Source organism: Bernardetia sp. ABR2-2B, assembly GCF_037126435.1.
Lineage (GTDB): Bacteria > Bacteroidota > Bacteroidia > Cytophagales > Bernardetiaceae > Bernardetia.
In genome coordinates this window covers 2308663-2333275 of record NZ_CP147020.1, presented here as the reverse complement: position 1 = coordinate 2333275, position 24613 = coordinate 2308663, and the positions used below count along the sequence as shown (strand labels likewise).

The 24613-nt window shown below is 31.9% G+C and carries 22 protein-coding genes; 12 read left to right on the top strand and 10 right to left on the bottom strand.

From position 1 onward, the window contains the following. A complete protein-coding gene (locus WAF17_RS09765; protein ID WP_338769397.1) occupies positions 1 to 1950 on the top strand; it encodes a cbb3-type cytochrome c oxidase subunit I in 1950 nt (649 codons plus the stop codon). Between the two features lie 292 nt (positions 1951 to 2242). On the opposite strand, the gene WAF17_RS09760 is transcribed toward WAF17_RS09765, so the two are convergent. Both WAF17_RS09760 and WAF17_RS09755 read right to left on the bottom strand, forming a co-directional pair. Beyond that, positions 2243 to 3433, bottom strand: coding sequence for a tetratricopeptide repeat protein (locus tag WAF17_RS09760; RefSeq protein WP_338769394.1), 1191 nt, complete (start codon positions 3431 to 3433; stop codon positions 2243 to 2245). Positions 3434 to 3447: 14 nt separating this feature from the next. Then, positions 3448 to 4068 carry an RNA polymerase sigma factor gene (locus tag WAF17_RS09755; protein WP_338769391.1) on the bottom strand — a complete coding sequence of 207 codons (621 nt, stop codon included), beginning with the start codon at positions 4066 to 4068 and terminating at the stop codon, positions 3448 to 3450. 126 nt (positions 4069 to 4194) lie between these two features. On the opposite strand from WAF17_RS09755, the gene WAF17_RS09750 reads away from it, so the two are divergent. The 3 genes from WAF17_RS09750 (at position 4195) to WAF17_RS09740 (ending at position 7211) form a co-directional block, all read left to right on the top strand. Then, a complete protein-coding gene (locus WAF17_RS09750; RefSeq protein ID WP_338769389.1) occupies positions 4195 to 4935 on the top strand; it encodes a hypothetical protein in 741 nt (246 codons plus the stop codon). 125 nt (positions 4936 to 5060) lie between these two features. Next, entirely contained in the window at positions 5061 to 5987 is a 927-nt protein-coding gene (locus WAF17_RS09745; RefSeq protein ID WP_338769386.1) for an endonuclease/exonuclease/phosphatase family protein, read from the top strand. 234 nt (positions 5988 to 6221) lie between these two features. Next, positions 6222 to 7211, top strand: coding sequence for a putative sulfate exporter family transporter (locus WAF17_RS09740; protein WP_338769384.1), 990 nt, complete (start codon positions 6222 to 6224; stop codon positions 7209 to 7211). Positions 7212 to 7285: 74 nt separating this feature from the next. Here the strand turns inward: WAF17_RS09740 and WAF17_RS09735 are convergent, their stop codons facing one another. Continuing rightward, positions 7286 to 8077, bottom strand: a complete 792-nt coding sequence (locus WAF17_RS09735) for a glucose 1-dehydrogenase (protein ID WP_338769382.1) — start codon at positions 8075 to 8077, stop codon at positions 7286 to 7288. 342 nt (positions 8078 to 8419) lie between these two features. Between WAF17_RS09735 and WAF17_RS09730 the strand changes: the two genes are divergently transcribed. From WAF17_RS09730 to WAF17_RS09715, 4 genes are all read left to right on the top strand, one after another. Continuing rightward, positions 8420 to 11326: an insulinase family protein gene (locus WAF17_RS09730; RefSeq protein ID WP_338769380.1), complete on the top strand. Its 2907-nt coding sequence runs from the start codon at positions 8420 to 8422 to the stop codon at positions 11324 to 11326. A 201-nt stretch (positions 11327 to 11527) separates the two neighbouring features. Next, positions 11528 to 12487: a hypothetical protein gene (locus WAF17_RS09725; protein ID WP_338769378.1), complete on the top strand. Its 960-nt coding sequence runs from the start codon at positions 11528 to 11530 to the stop codon at positions 12485 to 12487. Between the two features lie 287 nt (positions 12488 to 12774). Then, positions 12775 to 13638 (top strand): hypothetical protein, encoded by an 864-nt coding sequence (locus WAF17_RS09720; RefSeq protein ID WP_338769376.1) that lies wholly within the window; start codon positions 12775 to 12777, stop codon positions 13636 to 13638. Between the two features lie 90 nt (positions 13639 to 13728). After that, positions 13729 to 15129 carry an OmpA family protein gene (locus WAF17_RS09715; protein WP_338769373.1) on the top strand — a complete coding sequence of 467 codons (1401 nt, stop codon included), beginning with the start codon at positions 13729 to 13731 and terminating at the stop codon, positions 15127 to 15129. A gap of 61 nt (positions 15130 to 15190) precedes the next feature. Here the strand turns inward: WAF17_RS09715 and WAF17_RS09710 are convergent, their stop codons facing one another. Both WAF17_RS09710 and WAF17_RS09705 read right to left on the bottom strand, forming a co-directional pair. Next, a complete protein-coding gene (locus tag WAF17_RS09710) occupies positions 15191 to 15682 on the bottom strand; it encodes a hypothetical protein (protein WP_338769370.1) in 492 nt (163 codons plus the stop codon). Positions 15683 to 15704: 22 nt separating this feature from the next. Continuing rightward, positions 15705 to 16640: a bifunctional riboflavin kinase/FAD synthetase gene (locus WAF17_RS09705; RefSeq protein WP_338769367.1), complete on the bottom strand. Its 936-nt coding sequence runs from the start codon at positions 16638 to 16640 to the stop codon at positions 15705 to 15707. A gap of 212 nt (positions 16641 to 16852) precedes the next feature. On the opposite strand from WAF17_RS09705, the gene WAF17_RS09700 reads away from it, so the two are divergent. Further along, on the top strand, positions 16853 to 17392 hold the full coding sequence (locus tag WAF17_RS09700; protein ID WP_338769365.1) for a transcriptional regulator: 540 nt from the start codon (positions 16853 to 16855) through the stop codon (positions 17390 to 17392). 108 nt (positions 17393 to 17500) lie between these two features. Beyond that, on the top strand, positions 17501 to 18274 hold the full coding sequence (locus WAF17_RS09695) for an SDR family oxidoreductase (RefSeq protein WP_338769363.1): 774 nt from the start codon (positions 17501 to 17503) through the stop codon (positions 18272 to 18274). Between the two features lies 1 nt (position 18275). Here WAF17_RS09695 and WAF17_RS09690 read toward each other — a convergent pair whose 3' ends face one another. Beyond that, the gene (locus WAF17_RS09690; protein ID WP_338769360.1) at positions 18276 to 19010 is read right to left on the bottom strand and encodes a hypothetical protein; all 735 of its coding nucleotides are present in this window, start codon (positions 19008 to 19010) and stop codon (positions 18276 to 18278) included. Between the two features lie 138 nt (positions 19011 to 19148). Here WAF17_RS09690 and WAF17_RS09685 point away from each other — a divergent pair, with 138 nt between their 5' ends. After that, positions 19149 to 19442: a hypothetical protein gene (locus WAF17_RS09685; protein WP_338769357.1), complete on the top strand. Its 294-nt coding sequence runs from the start codon at positions 19149 to 19151 to the stop codon at positions 19440 to 19442. Positions 19443 to 19445: 3 nt separating this feature from the next. After that, positions 19446 to 19913, top strand: a complete 468-nt coding sequence (locus tag WAF17_RS09680; protein ID WP_338769354.1) for a type II toxin-antitoxin system VapC family toxin — start codon at positions 19446 to 19448, stop codon at positions 19911 to 19913. Positions 19914 to 19919: 6 nt separating this feature from the next. On the opposite strand, the gene WAF17_RS09675 is transcribed toward WAF17_RS09680, so the two are convergent. The 4 genes from WAF17_RS09675 to WAF17_RS09660 all read right to left on the bottom strand — a co-directional run bounded on the left by WAF17_RS09675 (position 19920) and on the right by WAF17_RS09660 (position 24479). Beyond that, on the bottom strand, positions 19920 to 21158 hold the full coding sequence (locus tag WAF17_RS09675) for an HD domain-containing protein (protein ID WP_338769352.1): 1239 nt from the start codon (positions 21156 to 21158) through the stop codon (positions 19920 to 19922). A 33-nt stretch (positions 21159 to 21191) separates the two neighbouring features. Beyond that, positions 21192 to 22538 carry a hypothetical protein gene (locus WAF17_RS09670; protein ID WP_338769350.1) on the bottom strand — a complete coding sequence of 449 codons (1347 nt, stop codon included), beginning with the start codon at positions 22536 to 22538 and terminating at the stop codon, positions 21192 to 21194. Between the two features lie 39 nt (positions 22539 to 22577). Beyond that, positions 22578 to 24212, bottom strand: coding sequence for a cysteine peptidase family C39 domain-containing protein (locus WAF17_RS09665; RefSeq protein WP_338769348.1), 1635 nt, complete (start codon positions 24210 to 24212; stop codon positions 22578 to 22580). 90 nt (positions 24213 to 24302) lie between these two features. Further along, entirely contained in the window at positions 24303 to 24479 is a 177-nt protein-coding gene (locus WAF17_RS09660) for a hypothetical protein (protein WP_338769346.1), read from the bottom strand. Positions 24480 to 24613 lie beyond the last annotated feature (134 nt).

Genomic DNA, 24613 nt, shown 5'->3' with positions numbered 1-24613 from the left:
ATGGCTGATACAACGCATCAAGCAAGCGGACAAGATGTTCTACATTACGATGTTGATAATCATGGATTTGTCCATGAAGAGCATCATGACGATCACGAGCATCACGGAAATTTTATTACAAACTATATCTTTTCTACTGACCATAAAGTAATTGCAAAACAGTTTTTGTTTACAGCAATATTTTGGGCAATGATAGGAGTAGGTATGTCAGTAATTTTCCGTCTGCAACTTGGTTTTCCTGACGCAGATTTATCCTTTTTAAAACCAATTTTGGGCAAATGGATAGATGCTACTGGAAAATTAGATAAAGAGTTTTACTTAGCACTTGTGACCATGCACGGTACGATAATGGTTTTCTTTGTACTGACAGCAGGTCTTAGTGGAACATTTAGTAACTATCTTATTCCTTTACAAATCGGAGCTAGAGATATGGCTTCTGGTTTTATGAACATGCTTTCTTACTGGTTCTTTGCAGTAGCAGGTTTAGTGATGTTCTATTCACTATTTATAGAAACTGGTCCTGCATCTGGAGGCTGGGTAATTTATCCACCACTTAGTGCATTGCCACAAGCTATGCCTGGTTCTGGACTAGGAATGACACTTTGGCTATCTAGTATGGCATTGTTTATCATCTCAACGCTATTAGGTGGTATTAATTACATCTCTACTGTAATTAATATGCGTACTCGTGGTATGTCGTTTAACCGTATGCCACTTACTATTTGGGCATTTTTTATTACTGCTATCATTGGTCTTTTATCATTCCCAGTATTGTTCTCAGCAGCATTACTTTTGATTTTTGACCGTAGTTTTGGTACAAGTTTCTTCTTATCTGATATTTATATTGGTGGAGAGGCTCTTCCAAACCAAGGTGGTAGTGCAATTTTGTTCCAACACTTGTTTTGGTTCTTAGGACACCCAGAAGTATATATTGTACTTTTACCTGCCCTTGGAATATCATCAGAGGTAATTGCTACAAATTCAAGAAAACCAATTTTTGGTTATCACGCAATGATTTTGTCTATCATTGGTATTGCAGTTCTTTCATTTATCGTTTGGGCGCACCATATGTTCGTAACAGGTATGGATCCTTTCTTGGGAACTATCTTTATGTTCTTGACACTTATTATTGCAGTTCCTTCGGCAGTAAAAGCATTTAACTATATCACGACACTTTGGAAAGGTAATTTGGTATTTACACCAGCTATGCTTTTCTCTATTGGTTTAGTTTCACTCTTTATTGTTGGTGGTCTTACAGGTATTCACTTAGCAAGTGCAGCAATCGATATTCAATTACATGATACATATTTTGTAGTAGCTCACTTTCACTTAGTAATGGGTTCTGCTTCATTCTTTGGTATGCTTGCTGGTATTTATCACTGGTATCCAAAAATGTTTGGTCGTATGATGGATGCTAAAATGGGCTATTTCCACTTTTGGGCAACGTTCATCGGAGTTTATGCGATATTCTTCCCAATGCACTTTATCGGTGTAGCTGGTTTTCCTCGTCGTTATTATTCACATACTGCATTTGAGCCGTTTGGTTTGTTTACAGATTTGAATATGTTCATTAGTACGGCTGCTATCTTGACATTCCTTGCACAATTTGTATTCGTTTTCAACTTCGTTTACTCTATGTTCAAAGGTCGTTTAGCACCTGCAAATCCTTGGAAATCAAATACATTAGAATGGACAACTCCTCGTTTCCCTGGACATGGTAATTGGGTAGGAGCAATTCCTCAAGTATTCCGTTGGCCTTACGATTATAGTAAGCCAGGTGCTAAAGAAGATTTTATTCCTCAACATATTCCTTATTCTGAAACTCCTGAATCTAATTTGCCTTTTGAAGAAAAATTAGCAACTCTTGAAAAAGAACAAAAATCAGAAGGAATCAAAGTTCAGAAAGAGCCTGAAACACCTAAAAAAGAAGATGATAGCGAAAATGTATAATCAAAATTATCGCTTAGATATATAAAGTAAAATTCCCTATTCTTTTAATTAAGGATAGGGAATTTTTGTGTGATATAAAAGAGCATTTTGAATGCTTTTTAAAGAGTAAAGTGTATTAAAATTATTTTTGTATAACCTCATCAAAACTAATTTTTTGGATTTTTTTCTCAAGCTAAAGGGAAATCATACTAAATTACTTTTTTGGAAGAGAAATTAATTAAAATGTATATCTTTTAATGCAAATAATTGATAATCAGGATTATATTCGTAATCCGTAATCTTTCCTTTAGGATTACTTCTTCAATAATGATTTGGCTTGACTAGCATATTTACTACCAGAGTTAGCTATTTTCTGTAAAACAGTTTTTGCCTTTTGTTTTTGATTTGTTTTTAAATATGAATTGGCTAAATACCATTCTGCATCTTGATTATGTTTTTGATAAATCATGCTAGACTTTTGCTTTAAAAAATCTTCTAGTAAAGAAATTGATTTACTGTAATTATGATTTTCATAATAAGACACTCCTCCAAAATACAAAGCTTGTGCATCATTTGGATTTGTAATCAAATAAGAGTCAAATAAAAAAATTGCATCTGTATATTTTTTGTTGTCATAAGCTCTCATTGCATCAAACAATATTTCTTTTGATGATTTCTGATTGCTTCTTAAATTATTTTTTTTGTCTGTATTAGAAAAAAAATCATAGTCATCATCTGCTAACTGATCTATATTTGTTGAAACAGAATCATTCATTTGTCTATTCGCACTAATGGGAGAGGAAGCTATCATTTGTTCTGAGTTGCCACTACTTGTAATTTGGTCATCTTTATTTATTTTTTCTTTTTTACTCACCCAAACATCAGACGTGGAAAAATCTTGTCTTGTATGTGACTTATCTCTATCTAAAGCTAGATTATTATAATTTTTTTCAGTATTTTGATTTGAGTTTTTATTCACTTCTGCTTGAGATACGTCTTCATACTTCAATTTTTCTATCAATTCATCTTCTGTTTTTTTATCTAAAGGTTCTTCTTTGTTCAGTGCTAAATTATTATTTTCTGACACAGTATCATTACTAATGGTAGGTTCTGATTTAGTTGCTAAATCATTAGATGTAAAACTAGTAGTGTTTGCAAACCTAAAAAGTCCAAATATAACAACAGAAATCAAAGCTACAGAAGCTGCTGCATAGAAAACTCTATAATCCGTTTTATAAAAACCTCGCTCTTTATTATATTTTTTAATTTCTTTATTGAGTTGATTTGTACTGGCAGCAATATTTACCCTAAAATCTGCATTAGCAAAGCCTTCCACAGCTTCAGAAGCAAAATCTGAATTTAGAAGTTGTTTTTCTACTTCATGTAATTCTTCTTTGGTTAGTTTTTTATCTATATATTTTTGTAAAGTTTGGACATCAATATTTGAAGAGCGTTCTAAAATGCTCCTTATCTTTTTTTCTCTATTGGTATTGGTTTGACTCATAATTTTATCATTTTCTATATAAACAATATCCACAAAGCTAAAGTTAGAATTCCTAACTGTTTTTTGATATTTCTTTTTCCATTTTGAAGAAAACTCTTTACTTTAGAAAGGGAGAAGCCAGTAAGTTCCACAATTTCTTGATAACTTTTTTCTTCTAAAAAGAAGAGTTCTACACATTGTTTTTGTTCTGGGTTGAGTGTATGTAATGCATCTTCGATACTATTTAGCCGTTCTTCTTTTTTATGTTTTTCACTTTTATTAGATAGATGCCAATCTGGGTCAGAATCCATACGTTCATCATCTTGATTATTAAAATAATCTTCGCTTCGTTTAAATTCTCGTTTGCGCTGACGTAAATACATCAAACAATAATTTTGCGTAAGGCGATGCAACCAAGGAGGGAAATTTTGTATCTCAAAACGTAGAAGGTCAGTCAATAACTTCTCAAAAATAAGTAAAACAGCATCCTTACTATCTTCTTCATCTTTGAGATATTTTAGACAAACACCATATACTAAGTGGGTATAACGCTCAAAAAGCTCTCCCACAAATTTATTATCTCGGGTTTCTTTATAGGCTTCAATAAGTTCTAAATCCGAACGAGGATTTTTCTTTGAAAATAACTTAACAAACATTTTTATTTCAAAATCAATTATAATTTTAATCTATACTATCAGACCACAAAATAGAGTTCAAAAACTCAAAAAAGGTTGCTCCTCACAAATTTATCATTACTATAACTACAAACTATCTACCAATTTATGAAACATCTAGCTGCACGAATCTACAAACTCTCTACAAAATTACATAATTTATTCTCTTTTCATTCTTATTTTATTCTTCTTATTGTTTTGGGTGTTTTTCTTTTTTCTCCTCAAAAAATATTTGCTCAAGTAGAGTTTAATTTGAGGTTACAGACAGGCTTTCCATTAGAAGAGTTCGCAGAAAATAATGAATCTGTTGCTTTTGGCATTGGAGGATTATTTCTTGTTCCAATTACTGAAGATGCATCTGTGGTTTCTGTAGGTTTAGATGCTAGTTATATGATTTATGGAATGAAGTCAGAAGATTATATCGATAATAATGGCTTTGATTATACACTTAATACAAATAACAATATTTTTGAGAGTTTTGCAATGGTGCGCTTTAAGCCTCGCTGGGTAGATGCTTTTATTTATCCGTATGTAGATGGACTTGTCGGAGGGCGATATATCTATACAAGAACAACAGAAGAAGAAGATGGAGAAGAGCTAGATGCTTTTATCGAACAAGATGGATTTTCTTTTGCATATGGTGGTGCAGGAGGAGTTATTATTTCTCTTTCAGAAGAAATAAAATTAGATATTCGTGGAGTTTATACGCAAGGAAGTAAAGCAAAGTATTTGACCAAAACTTCTATCTATCCAGACCCGTTATTTCCTGATGAATTTGTCTATGATATTAAAAATACGAGAACAGACATGCTAACATTTCAGGTGGGACTTACATTTTTCATTGAATAATTATTGTAAAATAGGTCTGAATTACAAAGTAAAGTGAATTTTTTTCTGAAATAAGTTAGAAAATTAGTAGTATTGTAATTGATTCAAATAAATGTTTTGCAGCTTTTTTTATAAAAAACTATCTAATGATAAAAAATATACTTTCACTTATTTTCTTGTTTGTTCTGTTTTCTGCTGTTTCGTCGTGTGGTTCTTTAGAACAGTCAGATAATAATAATCGCTCAAACTCACCCATACTTTCAGATAATTCAGTAGATAAAGATGCAAGTTTTAAAGGCGAAACGATTAAGGTTTTATCGTGGAATCTATACAATTTTGGCAAATCAAAAGATGCACAAGAGATTGAATACATTGCTAAAAAACTAAAGGATTACGATATTATAGCTATTCAAGAAGTTTCAACTTCATTATATGGTATTCGTGCTGTCGGAAAATTGGCTGATGAGCTAAACAGAACAGGAAGTAAATGGGAATACAAAATAAGCGATCCTACTTCTGGTAATGGTAAAGAACGTTATGCTTATGTTTGGAAAACGACTACAAAAAATGCTAAAATTTCTCTCAAAAAAGATTGGTTGGAGGAAAGTATCGCAAAAAAAGTAGATAGAGAGCCGTATATGGCAAGGTTTGAAATTGACTTCAAAAAACAAAAAGCAAAAAATACAATTTTAATAGGAAGTTTTCATGCTGTTCCGAAGAGTAAAGACCCAGAAAAAGAAGTAGTTTTTTTAGAGGAAATTCCTAATAAATACAGAACTGATAATATTTTAATTTTGGGAGATTTTAATCTTGATGGCAGACATGAAGCTTTTGATGGACTCAGAAATCGTTCTTTTGTAGCAGCCTTTGAAGGGCAAAAAACAAGTCTTCGTATGAAACCAAAAGACGGAAGTCCGTTGAATGAAGAATATGATAATATTTTCATAGAAACAAGAGGTTTCGTTACAAAGAGAGCAGAGGTAATTCATTTTTACAAAGATTATAAGAGTTTAAAAGAAGCTCGTTATATCTCTGACCATATTCCCCTTTGGGTAGAATTGGGTTTTAAATAATAAACGTCATTATGGTTTGTCTTACGTAGTTTAGGCATCCTGCCTGAACATAAAAAGAATAGCTTTTATTCTTACTGGTCAGTCTAGAAGACTGACATACAAAATAATTGTGATAAGGTTTAATGAAATTAACAATTACTTTTCTTAGTAAATAAAAATTCGACACGGAATGACTTTGATTAAAAGTGAGTAAATTTGTAGTCTATTTACTACACCTACATACACACAACAATTTTGAAAAAACAAATCATTCCTATTCTTTTTATCGCCTGTCTTTTAGCGTGTTGGCTTCCCTTTGTCAATAGCCCTATTGCTCTAGTAACAGGACTTTTATTTGCTCATTTTCTCAAAAATCCTTTTCCAGACCAAACAGCAAAAGCTACCAAACAACTTTTAAAAGTCGCTGTGGTGGGCTTGGGGTTTGGTCTCAATTTGCAAATGGCAATTTCGGCAAGTCAGAACGGAATTGGTTTGGTTGTCAGCAGTATTTTTCTGACGCTAGGCATTGGTCTTTTTTTAGGTAAAATTCTAAAAGTAGAAAACAAACTGACTCAACTTATTTCTGTCGGAACAGCTATTTGTGGTGGAAGTGCTATTGCTGCTTTTTCTCCTGTCATTGATGCTGATAATGCTGATATTTCAGTTTCTTTGGGTGTTGTTTTTCTACTTAACTCTGTTGCTCTAATTATTTTTCCTGTTTTGGGGCATTTTTTTAATCTTTCTCCTCAAGACTTTGGCATGTGGGTGGCTGTGGCGATTCACGATACCAGTTCAGTAGTAGGTGCAGCAGAAACTTTTAGTGATGAATCATTGAAAATTGCTACTACCCTAAAACTCGTTCGTGCGCTTTGGATTATTCCTTTAGTTTTGCTTTCTGTTCTAATCACAAAATTTTATGTAAAAAGTGAAAAGAGTAATTCTGAATCAGAAAAAGCAAATTCAGAAGAAAATAACAAAACAAAAAAAACAAGTCCAAAAATCAAAATTCCTTATTTTATCGGACTATTCGTAGTGGCTATTGTGATAAATACGTATGTTCCGTTTGTAGCAGAATATTCTCCTTATTTGGTTTGGGTTGCCAAAAAATTACTTGTTACTACGCTTTTTCTAATAGGTCTTAGCTTATCTATCGAAAAAATCAAAAAAGTAGGTTGGCGACCGTTGGTGTTAGGTGTTAGTTTATGGATTCTTATCTCTGTGGGTTCTATTCTTGTAATTTTATAGATGATACAAAGTAAAAGCCATTTCTACTAAAAAATAAAAATGGCTTTCTGATTTACTGTAAAATATTTTTATTATTATACATCTCCATAAATACTAGATTGTCCACCATCAACAGCAATTGTTTGTCCACTCACATAACTACACTCTTCACTCAAAAGGAAACCAACTAAGGTAGCAACATCTTTCGGTTTACCTAGTTTTAAAGTCGGATTTGCTTTTGCATATTCTTTTTTAGCAGACTCTGGGTCGTCTGGATTAATCTTTTTAAATGCTTCTTCTACCATAGGTGTTACAATTGCACCAGGGGCAATAGCATTTGTCATAATTCCGTCTTGTCCATATTCTAGGGCTGCATTTTTTGTCATGCCTGAAACAGCATGTTTACTTGCTACATAAGGGGTTTCATTTTTTACACCACGAATACCAGCTACTGAAGCTACATTTACAATTCTACCGTATTTTTGCTTTTTCATAATAGGAATTACGTAACGCATTCCGTAATAGACTCCCATAAGATTGATATCGATAACTTTTTTGAAAGAATCCATATCATATTCTGTCAAAAGAGACGTTTCACCTTCAATACCTGCATTGTTGTAAAGACCATCTATACGAGAGTATTCTTCAACAGCTTTATTTACATAGTTTTTTACTTGTTCTTCTTTCGATACATCTGCAATGACAGTCAATATTTTGGCACTTGAATATTTCTCAGACAGTCCTTTTTTTGCTTCTTCTAACTTTTCTTCATTATAATCAACTAGTGTAAGATATGCGCCTTGCTCTGCAAAAAGTTCAGCAGTAGCATAACCAAGTCCCATTGCGCCACCTGTGATAATAATAGATTTTCCTTTTAAACTAAACATAAGATTAAAAAATTTGAGTAAAACAATATTAAAAAAATAGAATCATTCATTTTCATAATTCTATAAATGAAACTCTATGCTTTTCAAATGGTTTGTTGTTTTATAGTATTTTAATTAGAACTCTTATCAAATTTGTAAATATCAATGTATAAATATATAAATCAAGGCAGAAAATAAAGTAAAGGTATGTATTTTTCAAAAATTAACTAAGTTTTTAGTTGCATTTTAAGAAAAGAATTTTACCTTTGTCATTATTCATAATTATATAAATTTTCTAAGGTTTAGTTCATTTATTTATCTTAAATAAGTCAATTAAATCGCTAACATAATTGTTTTAAACTAATGATAAACTCATTAAAATCGTACCTAAAAGTAGGTACTGTTTCAGCCTTATTTTTGACTACCTTCTTTGCTTGTAAAACAGCAACTGTACAAACTACGGATACGGAAGGTGCAAAAGTAGAAGAAAAAACAGCAGGTGCTGAAATGAAAATGCCTATTCCAATTGACGAAAATGTCAAAGTAGGAACACTTTCAAATGGAATGAAATACTACATTCATAAAAATGCAATGCCTGCAAATCGTGTTGAGCTTCGTTTGGCTGTTAATGCAGGTTCTATTTTAGAAGATGAAGACCAACAGGGTTTGGCTCACTTTACCGAACACATGGCATTTAATGGAACAACAAATTTCAAGAAAAATGACTTGATTGATAACTTGGAAACAATGGGTGTTCGTTTTGGTGCAGACCTCAATGCTTATACTTCTTTTGATGAGACTGTTTATATGTTGCCTATTCCAACTGACAGTGCAGGATATGTAGATAAAGGTCTTTTGATTTTGAAAGATTGGGCAAGTGGCGTTTTATTTGAAGACGAAGAAATTGATAAAGAACGTGGCGTTGTTATCGAAGAGTGGCGTAGAGGAAAGGGAGCAAATGAGCGTATGCGTACAAAATATTTCCCTACTCTTTTGAAAGGTTCGCATTATGCAGAGCGTTTGCCAATCGGTAAAAAAGAAATTTTGGAAAGTTTCAAATACGAAACTATCCGTAATTTTTATAAAAAATGGTATCGTCCAGACCTTATGGCAATCGTAGCTGTTGGAGATATTGATGTGGCAGAAATGGAAGCCAAAATCAAAGAAACATTTGGAAGTATTCCAAAAGTAAAAAATCCAGCAGAGCGCAAAAACTTCAAAACGCCTTTGAATAAAGAGCCATTGGCAAAAGTAGTTTCAGATAAAGAAGCAACAGCTATTCAATTGCAATTGTATTATAAAATGCCTAAAAAAGCAGTTACTACCTATGCTGACTTGAAAGAAAATTATACAAGTGAACTTATTACTACAATGCTTAATGCTCGTTTTGAGGAATTACAAAAACAAGCAAGTCCTCCGTTTTTATATAGTTTTGCTTTTCAAGGTGATATGATTGGACGTGATTTGGATGCACTTCAACTCTATGCAGGACTTCGTGAAGATAATATTGAAGGTGGACTTTCTACAATTACGCAAGAATTTGAGCGTATGAAAAGATTTGGTTTTACTACTTCTGAATTAGACAGAGCCAAAAAGCAAGTTTCGAAACGTTATGAAAAAGCCTACAAAGAACAAGATAAGACTGAATCAAAAAGAATTGTAATGAGTTATGTTTACAATTACTTAGAAAATCAGCCAATTCCGAGTGCAAAATTTGAATATGAGTTCTTGGAAAAAAACCTTCCTTCTATTACTTTAGAGCAAGTGAATCAAATGGCTAAAAGTTGGGTAACAGAAGAAAATCGTGTTGCTGTCTTAACAGGAATGGAAAAAGAAGGTGTAAATCTTCCTAGTGATGATAAATTAGTAAGTATTTGGAATGAAGCTGCAAAGGCTGACTTGAAAGCTTATAAGGAAAAAGAAATTGCTACTTCACTTATCGAAGAAGTAAACATTCCTAAAAAAGGAAGCATTACCAACGAAGTAAGCAATGAAAAAATGGGTTATACAGAGTTTACTCTTTCGAATGGTGCAAAAGTAATTTTGAAGAAAACAGATTTCAAAAATGATGAGATTTTGGTTTCTGCATACAGTATGGGTGGACATTCTTTATATGAAGATAAAGATTACATTGCTGTTTCTAATATTCCTGCTATCATTGCTCAATCTGGAATTGGAGAGCTTTCTGGTTCGGATATGGACAAATTTATGACTGGGAAAACGATTCGTATTAGTCCTTATATTTCTCAATATTCAGAAGGAATGAGAGGAAGCACTTCGCCAGAAGATTTGGAAACTGCACTTCAATTAATGCACCTTTATTTCACTAGCCCTCGTCAAGACAAAGATGCCGTTGCTTCTTTTGTAGCCACTCAAAAAGGTTTTTATCAAAACTTGGCTTCTAATCCAAACTATTATTTTTATGACCAATATAGCCAATTGATGGCAAATGGAAGTATTCGTAGTGGTTTTCCAAAAGTAGAAGAGCTAGAAAAAACAGATTGGCAATCGGCTTATAAAATGTATAACGAACGTTTTGCAAATGCTGCTGATTTTACATTTTTCTTTGTAGGAAACTTTGATGAAGAAAAAATGAAGTCTCTTTTAGAAACTTATATTGCAACGCTTCCATCAACAGATAAAAAAGAAAACTTCAAAGATTTAGGTATTCGTTCGCCAAAAGGAATGGTAGAAAAAATCTATAAAAAAGGTTCAGAGCCACAGAGTAATGTTCGTCTTTCTTTTGCTGGAGAAATGAAGCAATACAATCCAAAAGATGAAGCTTCATTGAATGCTCTTGCAGGTCTTTTGCGCTTCAAACTTATTGAAAAGTTGCGTGAAGAAAAAGGAGGCGTTTATTCTGCTGGTGCTTATACAAGCGTTGATAAATATCCTGTTCCGAATTATAACGTAATGATTACATTTCCTTGTGCACCTGAAAACGTTGATGATTTGATTGCTGCTTCTATCGAAGAGGTAGATAAATTACGTAATGGAGATGTTGATAAGACTGATTTGGAGAAATTCAAAGAAGCTGAAAAACGTAAGAACGAGGTCGAACAAACGCAAAATAAATACTGGCTTTCTACACTTCAAGGGCTTTATTATTACAATGAAACTCCTGAAAGTATAGAGAAAAACAAATCTATTTTGAACGACTTGACGGTAGAAGATGTACAAAATGCAGCTAAGAAATATTTGGATACAAAAGCATATATTAAAGCTGTTTTACTTCCTGAAACTACAACAGAAGAAGATAAGGGAGAGTAAGATTTGATTTAGAATATCGAATTAGAAAAACATAAAGCACAATTGTTATTTTTTATAAATGATGATTGTGCTTTTTTTATTATAGAACAAAAATAGTTTTCGACCTAAAGGGAAGTACACAATAAAAAACTTTTCTACTCAAAAAATCGTTTCTGTTAAGAAATCAAAATATCACAACTCCATTTCTTAAACTAAAAACTAATGAAAACTCTTCTCATTCTCTTTATTGCTTCTATTTCTTCAGTAGCTGCTTATGGAATCATAAAGGTAAGTCAGTCACACAAACAAACATACAATGCTTGGATTACCCATGTAGAAAAGTATGAAGGAAATAAAATTGATACTATTCGCCCAAATCCAGAGGATGTAAATAGTTATCGTTATGTGAGCAGGAGTGTAGAATGGAAGACTTTTTTGGCAATGGCAGATACATTCAGAATCCCTTCAACTGTTCAGCGTTTTAGGAATCTGACAAATGATGATGTTTTCAAGATTCGTGAACAGTTTTGGTATATGTCGGGTGCAAACGGCGTGGAGGACTTAGCAATTGCTGCTTTTTTTGCTGAAATGTATTATGCTGCTCCTACTTCAATTAGATATTTTCAACAACGTTTGAAAGCTGATGGCTTTAAAGGGCTAAAAGTAACAGGAAAGTTAAATGCACAAACCATAAAAGCCATCGAATCTCAACCTAAAAAACAAATGTGGGATTGGCTTTTAAAACAGCGTAAAAACTATATTTATAACAAAACAGCTTCTGCTTCGATGAGAATATATAGAAAAGGACTTCTGAAAAGAGCAAATGACTTTCATCAGAAGTTTGAATCTTTTCTAGGAGAAGATAAGCCTACCAATAAAGTTGATACTTATAAAGACACTAAAGTTCCGATAGAAGAGTTATTAGAATATGATTCTACTAAAACATCACAAAACGAACAAAGCAAAGAAACGAATTCTTCTCAAACTCAAAATAATTTAGAGGACGATTCGGAAGTTAAAATAGTTGTTAGTTCTGTTCCTCTTCAAACTCCAAGAAGTGGAGATACCACAAAACGTAAAGAAAATGTAGCATCGGTAATGAAAGATGATGAAATAAAGACAATTAGTGATACAGAAGAAAATGGAGTTCGAATTGTGGTAAGCTCCGAAAATGATAGGTAATAGTAGGTGTATAGTTTGACTCTTGTCTTTCTTGACAGAATAAAATCCTTTTTTGATAAAAAAATCAGAAAAGGGTTTTTCTTTACTCAAAATTATTTTCAAACTAATAGATTTTGCGTATTTTGGAGTTAAAATGCAAAAAATATCAAAATTAAGCTTTTCAAATAAGAATAGATATTTTTTTTAACGCATAACGAATAGTAACTTTGTCTTACTAATCAAAAAAAATACTGTTAGGGATTTGTATTTCTACAAAAATTTCTCTTCAAAAATCTGAATTCAACGCAATGCAAAAATATATTTACCTTTTATTCTTTCCTGTTTTTTTATTTTCGGGTATATTTTTTACTTCTTGTAACGACACAAAAGAAGAAGCTCTCAATGAATCAAGAGAAATTATTAAAGAACAAGATACCGAAATCGAAACGATGAAACGCCGTATCGATACTTTAGAACAAACTATTCGTGCGCTTGCCAAAAACCGAGAATCCTCTAGCCAAGAAGCTAGTGAGCTAAAGGGAAAAGCGCAAGAGCTTCAAAAGGCAATTAAAAGTTATCAAGGAGCTTTGTCTAAAAAGGAAAAAGAATTTAAAGAATACCGTTATTTGGCTTTAGAAGACAAGCGAGTAGCTGAAATAAGAGAAGAAAAACGTAAACTTCGTGAAGATAATGAGTTCATTGTCAATAAAATAAAACAATTGAAGCAGATGAATGAAGTAAATGAAGTGATGGACGGACTGACTGATATTATCGATAAAATACCTCCTTTCAATAAGTTCGATTGTTATTATAGAGATAAAAAAGATTTGGAAGCCAGTCGTAAAAAAGATAATGGTTATAGTCCAAAACTGCTTTTGGTAGAAGAAGATGGAACGTATCCACAATCTGATATCGGACAAATAATTATTGATTTAGATTTGAATTTTTTCAAATTAGACGGAAATCCAAATCAAGCAACACTTACTCTTTGTCTGTTTGAAGAAGGAAGTCAAGCTCCTGTTTATTGTCAAGATGAAGTTTTTGATACAGAATACAAACGAGTAGAATGGAAACAAGCTGCTTCTACTTTCGGAGTAAAAGAATATTATTTTCAAGTGCGTCACGGAGATAGAATACTAAGTGATAGATACAAATTTGCAATAAAGAACTAATGTTCTCTTTACTATCTTAGTAGGTTAAAACACGATAAAAATTCTATAAAAATATAAATTGATAGAAAAAATACGTTATTCTATCATAAAATGACCTATCCAAAAAATAATAATTTCTTCTTCGTGATGAATAACCATATTTTCTCTTGTAAAACCTTTTTAAAGGCTGTTTTTTTATTGTTTTTATATCCTATTTTTATATCCTCTAGTCTTGCACAAGTTACACCAGCTTGGCATTTTGATAATTATAGTGATAAAAATTCTTCTATTCCTCATAATTTTATCAATGATTTAGCTTTTGATGAAAGAGATAATTCGCTTTGGATAGCAACAGGAGGAGGACTAGTTCATTGGGCTGAAAAAGACTCCACTATTTATACTCCCAAAAATTCGGAATTAAAAGATTATGGTATAAAGTGTATTGCTATTGGAAAAGATGGCGATAAATATATTGGTACTTACGGAGCAGGAATTTATAAAATAGATGCAGAAGGAAAATTTTATCATCTACAAGTTCCTTCAAAGTCGAACAAAAACACGGTTCTTTCAATTGTAGAAGACCAAAACAAAACAATTTGGGTAGGAACAGAAGAAGAAGGACTTTTCCGAATTGATTCTAAGTTCAGACTCTTAATTAGTGTAGAAAGAATTGCATTTACACGGGTTTTTGATATTGCCATTGATAAAAATAATACAAAATGGATAGCTACTGAAAGAGGTCTTTATACATTAGAGGAAGATAATCGTTTGAAAATCTATCCCTCGCTGAAAGACCAACCTATCAATTCTATTGCTTTCTCTTCTCAAAATGAGTTACTCATTAGTTCTACTTTAGAAAGTAGAGCACAGTTTTTTATAGGAGGAAAAAAGCAACAGCTGTCTAAAGATGTGCATTATCAGTTCAGAACAATGTTACCAACAGATAAGAGTTTGTGGGTAGCTTCTTTTAGTGGTTTGTCCCTCTTCGAAAATAATCGCTGGACTGTTTTTAATCCTCAAAACTCTGCTTTTCCTTCTACAATGGTCAGTACACTAGCTCAAAACCCAAAGGACAAAACAGTTTGGGCAGGTACATTTGGACAAGGATTAGTCAAATTATCTCAACTTCAAACACTTCCAGAAGGAGAGTTTCGATTAGGAACGACTTCCATAAAAAAGGGAGATGTTGTTCGTCTGCATATTGGTTTTGAAAGGGCAACAGCTATTTTTAATGATACAACAGGAATTTCTGAATTGGTTGAGTTTATGAAAGAAAATCAAAATGTCAGAATCGAACTTTCAGGACACACCGATACAGCAGGAGATGCGATGCTCAATTACAAGCTCTCACAAGAGAGAGCCGATGCTGTCAAACTTTATTTAATGAGAAAAAATATAGAAGCAAAAAGAATAGAGACAAAAGCGTATGGAGGAACGAGACCTATTTCAGAAAATAATAGTGAAGCATCAAGACAAAAAAATAGAAGGGTAGAAATGAAAATTATTGAATGAGTTTTGTAGAACACAAAGCCAATGCAACTATGGAATATTTTGAGGAGGTAGGTTTTATACTCTATGACTCATTAGGTTTATTATTCAGAATAAAACCATTATTAACTTTCTCTATCAATTCAATTAACTGATTTTTGATTTTTTGCGTTGTAAAATCAATGCAAACTATTTTATCAATAAGAAAATTATCATCGTAAATTGAAGTATAAGTGAACCAAAATGAATCTTCAAAATTCTCATCAGATATAGTAGGAGTTAGATTTTCACTATCAAATTCTTTCTTAGTTTTTAATTCATAGTCTACCATATTCCATGCTATTTCTTCATCAAAATAGTCTTCTGTATGATGAGCAGCTTCTCCAGTGCTAGAAGTATAAGCAACATTTTTATCTATACAAATTTTCACTACTGATGGGATTAATTCTTCGTCTTCTTTATTAGCAACAGTAAAAGCAATCCAATCGTTTTTTGGTAAATTAGATTCCCAATTAGGATTATTTCTAACTTGAATGTAGTATATTTTTTTTCTGTTAATTCTTCCAATTAGTTCCATATTGTATTAAATATTTTAGAAATCAAACTTTCAAAACCTCCAAACTCTCTTCTTTATCCTTAGCTAATTGTGCTTTTAGTTCATCTAAAGAATTATATTTTTCTTCTTCTCTCAAAAATTTCACAAACTGCAAAGTCAAATCTTTATCATAAATATCCTTATCAAAATCAAAAATATTTACTTCAATGGTTTGTTTGAGGTTTTTTCCTATTGTCGGACGAACACCAATACTTAGCATTCCACCATAATATTCATATTTATGAAAAATTCGGACAGCATAAATTCCTTGTTTTGGAATAAGTTTGTGTTTGTAATCTAATTTCAAATTTGCTGTTGGGTAGCCAATTGTTCTTCCTATCTGCTTTCCTTTTACTACTTTTCCAGTAAGCGAAAACTCATAGCCTAAAAGTTCATTTGCCGTTTGTATATCTCCCTCAAAAAGTGCTTTTCTGATTCTTGTGCTACTGATTGCATTGTCTTCAATGTCTTGCCTCGGTATTTCTTCTACCTTAAATCCAAATCGGTCTTCATTTTCTTTTAGATACTCAAAACCTCCTTCTCTATTTTTACCGAAACGATGGTCATAACCAATCACAAACTGACGAGTTTGTAGCTTTTTTTGAATAATTCTTTTGATAAAATTTTCAGAAGACGTAGAAGCAAAACGCTTTGTAAATGGAATGACACACAAGTGGTCGATGCCCAAATCTTCTAACAAAATTGCTTTCTCTTCTAATGTTGTCAGTATTTTGAGGTCTTTTTGTTCTGGAAAAAGCACCAAGCGAGGATGAGGATGATAGGTCAAGACGACCGTTTGAGCATTTGGAGTGCGTTTTTTGAGGTCGACTACACGTTGAATAATTTTTTGATGTCCTAAATGTACACCATCAAACGTTCCACTCGTTAGAATGGTGTGTTGCAGTTCTGGAAACTCTGAAACCTTACGGTAAATTTTCATCTAGGAAAAAACTATTTTGAAATATTGATTTTGGAAATGATAACAAAGATAAAGTATTCAATTAGCAATTAAAAACAAATAACTAAATCCTATATTATTTCGTTAGGCAAATACTTTACAGACTTTCAAATTAGATTGAAATTTGACTTGAAATTTTGTACTTTTATAATCAACTAATTCAAAGATACAGAAAAGAATAAAGTAATAAGATAATGAAATTAGACGACGCAAAAGCAAAATTTATTCAAGCATGGGGTGTTTTGGGAACAAGCTGGGGAATTAGCCGAACAATGGCACAAATTCACGCACTTTTGTTGGTCTCTGCCGAGCCTCTTAGCGCACAAGAGATTATAGATACACTTTCAGTTTCACAAGGAAGCGCAAATATGAATTTGAGAGCCTTAATAGATTGGCAGCTTATAGAAAAAACTATAAAAATAGGAGAGCGAAAAGAATATTTTGCTGCTGAAAAAGATATGTGGGAAATTACAAGAAGAGTAATGAGAGAGCGCAGAAAGCGAGAGTTAGAACCTATTTTGAAGATGCTAGAAGATGTAAAAGATGTAGAAATTTCGGAAGCAGAGAAGAAAAAAATAGATTCAAAAGAAGAAATAGAACAAAAAAATAAAGAAGTAGAAGAGTTTAAAGAAATGATGCAACAGATAGATTCCTTTGCCAATCGTGCTGAAAAAGCATTAGAAGTAATGATAAAAGCCTCTGAATCTAAGATTGTTGAAAGATTTCTCAAATAGTGATTAGTTGTTAGCGATAAATTATTAGTTAAATACAAATTACCTTTATAACTCTGCCATTTTTGGTGTTTTAGCGCAGCGACACCAACAAACAAAAACCACATTTTTATGAAAACTTCTTGGAATCTTAAAGACAGAAAAGCTTTTGTTACAGGTGGCTCAAAGGGAATTGGAAAAGCAACTGTTATTGAGTTTTTAGAACTTGAGGCAGATGTTTTATTTTCTGCTCGTAATGAAGATGAAATTCAAAATCTAGAAAAAGAACTGAAAAAAGAGTTTCCAAATTCGTTTATAAAAGGAATAAAAGCAGATGTAACGAGCAAAGCAGACCGACAAAAAGCCTTTAATTGGATAGAAAGTAATTTTCAAAAATTAGATATTTTGGTAAATAATGCAGGAATAAATATCAGAAAATCAGCTTTAGAATATAACGAAGAAGAATATCGTAAGATACTGGAAATCAATTTGATAGCTCCTTTTGAGGTTTCAAGAATTTTATATCCATTACTCCAAAAATCTCAAAATGCGTCCGTTGTGAATGTAGGTTCAGTGGCAGGAAGTCAAGATGTAAATAGTGGTTTGCCCTATGCGATGTCGAAGGGAGGAATCAATCAACAAACACGTAGTTTTGCCGTTGAGTGGGCAGAAGACAACATTCGTGTAAATACGGTTTCGCCTTGGTACACCAAAACGCCACTCACAGAAGCAGTTTTTGAAAATAAAGAAAAATTAGAACGCATACTTTTAAGAACCCCGTTGGGAAGAATTGCCAAAGCAGCAGAAATGGCTTCCGTAATTGCATTTTTGGCGATGGATAAATCTTCCTATCTGACAGGACAAAATATAACTGTTGATGGTGGAATGAGTGTGAGTGTTTTTTAAGTTAAAAACTAGCCATCTTATATTCAACAGTTGGATATTTTGCTTTCCATCTGATAAAAGTTTTTTCAATTAATTCATTTTTGTTTGAATGTTTTCCTTTCAACATTTCTTCATAAAAGAAAACTGAAAAATCAGATTTGATTTCCCAATCATCTGTATTGAAACAAATGAGTACATAGTTTTTCTTATTTTCGTAAGTTTTAATGTGTTTTTCCCAATTATGATAGTTGCATCTATTAGCTTGTGTTTCTAGTGTGTACCTTGTTTTTTGTTCTTGTGTTAAAGAGAGAGTTGCAGGTTGTGAATCAGTCAATACTGGCTCATTATCTTTTGTAAAAAGTATTCCTTGTCTTTGCAGTAAAGAATCTTCTGTACTATCTAATTCAGGTTGTATGAGAAGAAATTTAGATTTAAGGAAAGGATTGGTTACCTCTTTCTCTGCTCTCAATAAACTATCTTCTTTGGAGTTACCTTCTACAAACGTTCCGTGAGTAGGAACATAAAGTATCTTTTTATTTGTAGAATCAGTTTTTAATGTATCATAACTAGGATAAGCTAATAAATAGGCTTTATAATTTTCAAGTTGTTTATTCTCGGAAGAAGTGTCAGAATCAAAAAACATTGTTATTGATGTTCCATTCGAATAGCAAGGATAAGAAAGTGAATCTATTTTATTGTCATCTTGTGCAAAAGAAAAGTAAGGAATTATAAAGCAAAGAAGGAATATAAATCGCATAGTTATTTCATTTTAGGATAGCAAAAACAATTCTTAGTAACAGCTTGTGTAAGTGATTGAAGATACAAAATTATCCCAAACCCAAAGCTATTTTTTTCGTATCTTGTAGAAAGCATAAAAATAAGAAAACCAAAAAAAATGACAATCAAAGAACAGTTACTTGTAGATATAATAAAGTTGAGTAATCAAAAATTACTTAGTCGTTTGTATGCTACTTTTCAAGAAGTTATACAACAAGAATTGATAGAGGAAAAAATAGAAAATCAATTTATAAATCCTTTTGATAGTTGGAAAGGAAGTTTCAAAACCAAAACAGTAGAACAGGTTTTATCTCCTTCTTATGTTTATACTCCAATTAATAAAACAGAAATTGTAGGCTGTTGGGAAGGAAACGAAACAGTAGAAGAACTTTTAGCTATGATAAAGAAATAATTTATGAAGTATATAATTGACACAAATATTCTAATTCATATTGTTAGAAATTCTTCTACATGGGAATATGTAGATATGACTTTTGAGCCTTTTGAATTTCCTAAAAATGAAACGTATGTTAGTTTTGCTTCAGTTGCTGAAATTTTAGCTCTTAGTTTGAAGCTAGGTTGGCAAAGTAAGAAAATTAATAGATTATCAGAACTTTTATCTAAGTTAGAAATTATAAGTGTTTCAGGAAAAATTGAAGATAAATTAATGCAAAACTATGCTCTGATTGATGCTTACAGCCAAGGTACATTAAAAAAATTACCTTTACCGAAAGGTATGTCAGCAAGAAACATGGGTAAAAACGATATTTGGATTGCTGCAACTGCTACTTCGATAGAAGCAACTTTATTAACAACAGATGATGATTTTCTTCATTTAGACCCTGTTTTTTGTAAAATAATTTTGATAGAAGTGAATAAATAAGTTAATCTATTTCATCTTAGGATAACAAAAATAATTTTTAGTAACAGCTTGTGTAAGTGATTGAAGATAAGGAATATCAGAGGCATTTGTAATGTCTATCACTTCACCATTTTTTTTCAAAATACAGATTTCTTCGCCTGTTCCGAGTGCGTAGGCTGAGTTACTAATTTTACCTTCACAAACTAAAAAAGATAATTCGTTATCGTTTATTCCAAACTGTTTTTTTACCTTTTCTTTTATTTCTTGTTTAAAATTTGGGTCTAATTCTTCTGTTGTCAAGTGCGTTTTGAAAAGACGACGATTGACTAACATATTGCTGAGAGAAGATAGAATTTTGTCCTCACTTTTTGTCCAAACTTTTATACTTGCCCAAATATCATAATCATCTAGTTGTACAAAGTTTTCTAAAACTTCTTTATCATTTTTGAACTGCTCTAAAGTAATTTCATTTTCTAAGAAAAAAGAAAGGGAAGGAGTAGAGAAAAGTTTACTTCCTTGTTGTACCAAAAACCTAGCTCTACGGATAGTCTGAATAAGCATTTGTTCTGTGGAAACCGTTGTTTTGTGTAGATAAACTTGCCAATACATCATTCTACGAGCATTCAAAAAATGTTCGATGCTATAAACGCCTTTTTCTTCTACGACTAATTTATCATCACTCAAATTGAGCATTCTGATAATTCGTTTTCCTCCGATTGTTCCCTCCGAAACGCCTGTAAAAAAACAATCTCGTTGTAGATAATCCATTCTATCGACATCAATCTGACCAGATACAAGTTGATGAAAAAATGGACGATGATAGTTCCCTTTAAAAATCTCTATTGCCGTTTTGAGTTGTCCATTAAACTCTTCATCTAACTTTTCCATAATCAAAAGCGATAACTCCTCATGATGACAGTCTTTCAAAATTGTGCATTCTAGCGCATGAGAAAAAGCTCCATGACCAACATCGTGTAATAAAATAGCAATCAAAGCCGATTCGTATTCTTTATGAGAGATTTTATGTTCTTTTAATCTCAACGTATCCAAAGCCATTCTCATAAGGTTCATTGCTCCTAAAGCGTGATGAAAACGAGTATGCAATGCACCGGGGTAAACAAATTCTGTCAGACCCAACTGTTTTATTCTCCTCAAACGCTGAAAATAAGGGTGATTTATAAGTTTCAAAATCAGCTTGGTGGGAATGCGAATAAAACCATGAACAGGGTCGTTGATGATTTTTCTTTGTTGTGGATAATCATTCATGAAAATCAATTTTATTATTGAAGTGAAAGTTTATTATTCAAATGCTTCAACAGAATAAATTGTTTGTTCTAAAAACTTATCTAAGAGACTTCTTTCCTCCAAAACTATCTCTGCTGTTCCATAAATTTCACTTTTTGTAGCCAAATCTAACTCAATATTTCTATTAGTTTGTAGTCCGTTTTCTAATTTTAACTTTACAGAATATTTATTTTCTTGTGGAGAAAGACTTATCTGTTCTACTTCTGCCTCTAACCAACCATAACGAGCAAAAGGGTAAGCTTCTAATTTTATTTTTGCTTTATTCGCCTTTTTGTCGCTTTCTTTTCCTTCTGTAAGTTTGGAAATGTATTTTGAATCTACTTTTGTATACCCATAAATAGCATTTTTTTGAGGAACAACAGAAATAATTTCTTTATCAATTCCGACAGGTTGATACAAATTAAGTGGATTGAAAAAACTAACATTCCCTTCTATCGGACTGATAATTAAGTAATTAGATTTCCATTCATCTAATATTTTTTTAAGGGTAGCAAAACTTGTTCGAAGCTGTTGTTTGTATTTGAAAGCTTGTTCTTGATAGGCAATAGAAACTTCTACAAGTTGTTGATTGAGCTGACTAACTCGCATTTGAGCGTTCAGATTTGCTTCTTCATTTTGAAGAAAACTACTTTCTTTGTTTAGAAATATACTTTTAGTTTGTAAAAATTCTTGTTTTGCAATTGCTTCACTTTTGTACAAGAACGAATCTGTAATGTATTTTTGTCTGCTCAACTCATAATCTCTCTTTTGAAGTTCGTATTTTTCTTCCAAAATAGAACTCAATGAATTTTGAATTTCTATCTCTGAACGAATAGCAGCTTGTTTTTGAGCGTGAGAATTAGTCTTTGAAAATAATTGATAATCTAAGATATTATTTTTAAACTGTTCATACTCAAGTTGAAGGTTTCCTAAATTTGTGAAAATAGGAATTTCATTTTTTTGAAAAAAGTCTACATTTTCAAATACTGAGTTTTGAGAAGCAAGTGTATCTAAGTAACTCTCTAGTCCTTGGGCTTCTTTCCAATCTGTTGTGCTTTCCAAAACAAGTAAAAGTTCATTTTCTTTTACCTCTTGATTATGTTTTGCATTTATGAAAATAATACGGCTATTTATCTTTGGAAACAAACTTGCCTTTGCCTGATTTGCATATAGTGTTACTTCAGAAGTAGATAGTTCTGGATAACGTATAAAATGAGAAACAACAAGCATTAGAAGCAAAACGCCAAAAATAATTGAAATCCCTGAACGCATAAAAAATCCTTGTGGACGTGTAAGTAATTCCTGTGTTTCTTCTGAATAAGAGCGAAAAATAGTTTCTCTTTCTATATTGTTTTCTTCCATTAATAAAATCTCAATTATTTCTATAATCTATCTTGATAATTACTCCTGCAAAGATAGCTCTTCTTGTCCATTTTCTTCTACTTCTTCCATTTCACTTGCCAAATGCACCAAAAAATATTCTAAATCTGTAACTGTATATTTTTCTGGTAGAAGATGACCATTGACAATAAAAGCAGGTGTAAAGCTAATTCCTGTTTGATTTATCCAAGCATAATGCTCTGAAATAATACTTTCTTTTTCAGTTTCAGAATAATTTGTAGGTAAGTTAGATAGCATTTCAGCAATCTGTTTGTAGTCTTCGCTTGTTTGGTTGGCTGTCAGATGGCAAGTTGTCATTTTGAAATAATTGCCAAAACTTTCTCTCAATTTTGCTAAATCTTTCTTTGCACTTATACAAGGTGGACACGTTGGACGACTAATAACAACCAAAGAAACAGGGTTTTCATCACTAGCTGTATTTCCCTCAACAAACTGTGTAGGAACATTACGAACATCTATTTTTTTAGATTGAGAAAGTAAAGTCTTGAAAACTTCAAAATCATATTTGAAAGAATGAAGGTTTTTAGTTTTATTTTTGGAAGAGTTATATTTTGTAAGAATAGGTTTGAGGATGTTCCAAATAGCAATGGGTAATAAAAATGAAAAAATTGCTGTTGCAGAAATGGAAAGAACAGAAGAAGCAGTAATTTGAGCTAAGTTATCCTGAAAACTAAATAAATAGATTCCTCCCAAAACAGATTCTAAAAACAAGATTACCATTACAGATACGCACAAAGAACACCATTTTTTGAGAACAAACTTCTGATAATACAAAGAAACAATGACTGCAAAAATTCCCAAAACAGAAATAACACTTTGAAAACTAAAAGCAAGAAAACTGTTTTGAAACTGACTAATTACTAAAAATAAAAATGCTCCAAAGAAATAATAAACACCCAACTCTGAAAAGCTAAACCATTTTTTAATTGAATCTATTCCACTTGTACCTTTTGGGTTTGTATTTGCACATGAAGAGGACTTTCCAAATGCATTACAGGCTTTTTTGAAAACAATATTATCTTTAAAAATTTCTCCTGAAAGCAAGATTGCACTAATAACAAATCCTATACTATGCAAAACATAAAAGGAAATCTCAAAAATAGATGTTAGATTATTATTGCCACTTTCGAAAATAGATTTTCCTATCAAAAACAAAAATGATATGCCTACCAAAACTTGAATACCTACTTTTACAGACTCAAAAACACTTTGTTTTCTCTCTGCTTTTTTATGAGCTATATAATTTGGTTCTGCTGCATTTTCATTTTTATCTAACAAAAGTGTATAGCCTGTCCACGATTTTCCAAAGTCTTCTATTGACTTTATTTGCTGTTCTCCTTTTGCAGAAATCAAGGTTACTTCATTTTCTTTTACTTCTTCCAAAATGGCATATTCATTTTGTGTTCTACCGTTTTCATCTCTTTGAGAAAACAAAACAAGTGCAGGTAAAGGAATTTCTGACAATTCTTCTCTTCCAATCTGAACAGCTAAAGACTCTACCTTATAATACGCCAAAAGCAATGCAATATCACTCAAAGTTTGAGCTTGATTGCATTTTTCAGTAAGTTTTGACAAATAAAAAGGCGTGTATGAAACGCCTAGTTTATCTAATAAAAGTGTGATTGTGTTTTTCATGAAACGAATTAATTTTATATCATCTTAAATAACTAACGTCTTACAAAATTTTGTAAGACGTTATTGTTATTACAATAGAACTATATTTAGTTAATTTGAACCACAACATACAGCTTGACAACCTGTTGGCTCTTGAATGTAGTTAGCTCCTCCTTTTGGACAATTGTAATAGTAATTACAATTGCAGTGATTGAAACCACCTTTTAGTTTTTGCATTTCTTTTTCAGAAACAGCAAATCTACCGAATTTCTTTTTCAAAGATTTCATAAAAATATGATTTAAAAGTTGTAAATAAAAATGATTTATCAAAATTACTTTTCAGTACCCTTGAGGTACTTACTATGTAATGTTTGATGCTTCAAATATACTTTTTACACCTTGCAATTACAAATAAAAATAAA

Coding starts and splice junctions, on each gene's coding strand:
- WAF17_RS09765 (WP_338769397.1), top strand. CDS start 1: ATGGCTGATACAACGCATCAAGCAAGCGGACAAGATGTTCTACATTAC.
- WAF17_RS09760 (WP_338769394.1), bottom strand. CDS start 3,433: ATGAGTCAAACCAATACCAATAGAGAAAAAAAGATAAGGAGCATTTTA.
- WAF17_RS09755 (WP_338769391.1), bottom strand. CDS start 4,068: ATGTTTGTTAAGTTATTTTCAAAGAAAAATCCTCGTTCGGATTTAGAA.
- WAF17_RS09750 (WP_338769389.1), top strand. CDS start 4,195: ATGAAACATCTAGCTGCACGAATCTACAAACTCTCTACAAAATTACAT.
- WAF17_RS09745 (WP_338769386.1), top strand. CDS start 5,061: ATGATAAAAAATATACTTTCACTTATTTTCTTGTTTGTTCTGTTTTCT.
- WAF17_RS09735 (WP_338769382.1), bottom strand. CDS start 8,077: ATGTTTAGTTTAAAAGGAAAATCTATTATTATCACAGGTGGCGCAATG.
- WAF17_RS09730 (WP_338769380.1), top strand. CDS start 8,420: ATGATAAACTCATTAAAATCGTACCTAAAAGTAGGTACTGTTTCAGCC.
- WAF17_RS09725 (WP_338769378.1), top strand. CDS start 11,528: ATGAAAACTCTTCTCATTCTCTTTATTGCTTCTATTTCTTCAGTAGCT.
- WAF17_RS09720 (WP_338769376.1), top strand. CDS start 12,775: ATGCAAAAATATATTTACCTTTTATTCTTTCCTGTTTTTTTATTTTCG.
- WAF17_RS09715 (WP_338769373.1), top strand. CDS start 13,729: ATGACCTATCCAAAAAATAATAATTTCTTCTTCGTGATGAATAACCAT.
- WAF17_RS09710 (WP_338769370.1), bottom strand. CDS start 15,682: ATGGAACTAATTGGAAGAATTAACAGAAAAAAAATATACTACATTCAA.
- WAF17_RS09705 (WP_338769367.1), bottom strand. CDS start 16,640: ATGAAAATTTACCGTAAGGTTTCAGAGTTTCCAGAACTGCAACACACC.
- WAF17_RS09700 (WP_338769365.1), top strand. CDS start 16,853: ATGAAATTAGACGACGCAAAAGCAAAATTTATTCAAGCATGGGGTGTT.
- WAF17_RS09695 (WP_338769363.1), top strand. CDS start 17,501: ATGAAAACTTCTTGGAATCTTAAAGACAGAAAAGCTTTTGTTACAGGT.
- WAF17_RS09690 (WP_338769360.1), bottom strand. CDS start 19,010: ATGCGATTTATATTCCTTCTTTGCTTTATAATTCCTTACTTTTCTTTT.
- WAF17_RS09685 (WP_338769357.1), top strand. CDS start 19,149: ATGACAATCAAAGAACAGTTACTTGTAGATATAATAAAGTTGAGTAAT.
- WAF17_RS09680 (WP_338769354.1), top strand. CDS start 19,446: ATGAAGTATATAATTGACACAAATATTCTAATTCATATTGTTAGAAAT.
- WAF17_RS09675 (WP_338769352.1), bottom strand. CDS start 21,158: ATGAATGATTATCCACAACAAAGAAAAATCATCAACGACCCTGTTCAT.
- WAF17_RS09670 (WP_338769350.1), bottom strand. CDS start 22,538: ATGGAAGAAAACAATATAGAAAGAGAAACTATTTTTCGCTCTTATTCA.
- WAF17_RS09665 (WP_338769348.1), bottom strand. CDS start 24,212: ATGAAAAACACAATCACACTTTTATTAGATAAACTAGGCGTTTCATAC.
- WAF17_RS09660 (WP_338769346.1), bottom strand. CDS start 24,479: ATGAAATCTTTGAAAAAGAAATTCGGTAGATTTGCTGTTTCTGAAAAA.